Consider the following 2,138-nt stretch of genomic DNA (forward strand, 5'->3'; position numbering starts at 1 on the left):
GGCGCCCGACGAGGGCGCCCTCCCCGCGCGGCGCGGACCCGGTCGTGACCGCGCCCGCGCCGCCACGCCCCAGGGAGCCCACACGATGACGACGGTCGTCTTCGACCACACCACCACCGGCTACCGGGTGCCGCACGCCCTGTGCCTGGCGCACGCGGCCAAACTCGCCTACGCCGACCCGGACACCGCACGGCGCCAGGCCGGCGAGTGGGGGTTCGACCGCTTCCGCTTCTTCGAGGCCGAATTCGCGCCCCCCTTCGCCCTGGACCACACCCAGGGCTTCACCATGGCCGGCGACGACATGGTCGTCACGGCCTTCCGCGGGACCGAACCCACCCAGATCATGGACTGGCTCTCCGACGGCAAGGCCCCCCTGGTCCGGCACTCCTCCCGGCGGGGCCGGGTGCACTGGGGGTTCAGCACCGCCGTGGACGCCGTGTACACGGAACTGCGCGGGGCCGTCGAGGAGTTCCGCACCGCCGGGGCTGCTCGGCAGGGTCTCGGACAGGGCCAGGGCTACGCCCTGGACGCGGCCGCCTTCAGGCCCGACGCCGACGGGATCACCGACCACTTCATCGACGCCTACATCGCGTGCCTGGAGGCGGCCGGCCGCTGAGGCGCGCCGGGGCCGTCCCCCCGTACCGCGGGGCCGGGCCACCGGGGTGGCCGGAGGCGCGTGCCGGTACCCGGCGCCGGGGGTACGCACGCCCTTCGATTACAGTCATTGCAGCAATTGCTGCAATGACTGTAAAGTGAGGCCATGAGCGAACCCACCGAGGACGAACTGGCCTTCGTCGACGACGTCGCGGGCTTCTTCGCCCGCGAGGGCCTGCCCCTGATCTCCGGCCGCGTCATCGGATGGCTGCTGATCAGCGACCCGCCCGAGCAGAGCGCCGCCCAGATCGCCGAGGCACTCCAGGTCAGCCGCAGCTCCATCAGCACCGCGGCCCGGCTCCTCACCCCCAGCGGACTGGTCGAGGGGGTGCGCCGCCGGGGGGAGCGACAGGAGTACCTCCGCATCGCCGCCGACGGCTGGAGCCGGATGCTGGAGCGCCGCTACGCCCAGGCCGCGGGGTTCCGGGAGGTCACCGAGCGGGGGCTCAGGGCCCTGGAGGGCTCCGCCCCGCAGCGGCGCGAGCGCCTGGCCAACGTCAACCGGCTCTACGGCTTCCTGGAGGCCGAACTCCCCGCGGTGCTCCGGCGCTGGCGGGACGAACAGGAGGACCACGACCGATGACCCGAACCCCGACCCCCTTCGAGCGCATCGCCCTCGACCGCCCCGAGGGGCGGCTGAGCGTGGTGACCGCGGGCGAGCACGGCGCCCCCGTGGTCCTGCTGAGCGGAGCCGGGCAGGACAACGCCCTGCTCAGCTGGCGCCACCTCCTCCCGGTCCTGGCGGCCGAGCACCGGGTGTTCGCCCCCGACTGGCCCAAGCAGGGGCACAGCAGGCCGTGGAACGGCCTCGCCGACCACGCGGCCCTGACAGACGTCGTCACCCACGTCCTGGACCGGTTCGGCCTGGACCGGGTGGCGCTCGTCGGCCTGTCCCAGGGCGGTGCGCTGGCCCTGTCCTACGCCATCGACCATCCCGAACGGGTCGAGAGGCTCGTGGCCATGGCTCCCGCGGGGGTCATCGCCTTCCCTCCCGGTGTGCACCAGCTGCTATGGCTCACCGCGCGGAGCAGGTTCCTCAACCGCACGCTGCCCGAGCGGATGTTCCGCACCCGGGAGGGGGTGGAGCGCTTCGTGCGGCGGGCCCTGTTCGCCGGTCCGGTCGCGGACCTGGAGTCCGTCGTGGACGAGGTCATGGAGGAGGTCCGTGTCAGCGGGGTCGGGTCCTCCGACTGGCAGAACGCCTCCATCGGCCCCTGGCGGATGAGGGTGGACCTGCGCCCGCGACTGGGCGAGATCTCGTGCCCCACCCTGTTCATCCAGGGTGACAAGGACGTCGGCGTCCGCCCGGCGCGGACCGTCGAGGCGGCCCGCCGCGTGCCCGGCGCCCGTCTGGAACTCCTGGAGGGCAACGGGCACTGGCTCAACCGCCAGTCGCCCGACCGGGTCAACGCCCTGGTCAGGGAGTTCCTGGCCGAGTCCGGGACCTGAGCCCGCCGCGGCGGCCCCGGGCGGACGCCCGGGGC

The 2,138-nt window shown here is 73.8% G+C and carries 2 protein-coding genes and 1 pseudogene; all 3 read left to right on the forward strand.

Going from position 1 to position 2,138, the window contains the following annotated elements; genetic code table 11:
• Positions 1-616 (forward strand): annotated as a pseudogene (locus ACWGL3_RS32075) (hypothetical protein); the annotation flags it as partial.
• Positions 617-760: 144 nt separating this feature from the next.
• On the forward strand, positions 761-1,237 hold the full coding sequence (locus tag ACWGL3_RS32080; RefSeq protein ID WP_267950018.1) for a GbsR/MarR family transcriptional regulator: 477 nt from the start codon (positions 761-763) through the stop codon (positions 1,235-1,237).
• Positions 1,234-2,103, forward strand: a complete 870-nt coding sequence (locus ACWGL3_RS32085; protein ID WP_267950019.1) for an alpha/beta fold hydrolase — start codon at positions 1,234-1,236, stop codon at positions 2,101-2,103. Before ACWGL3_RS32080 ends, ACWGL3_RS32085 begins: the two co-directional genes overlap by 4 nt.
• Positions 2,104-2,138 lie beyond the last annotated feature (35 nt).

It is taken from the genome of Nocardiopsis sp. NPDC055824 (assembly GCF_053616335.1).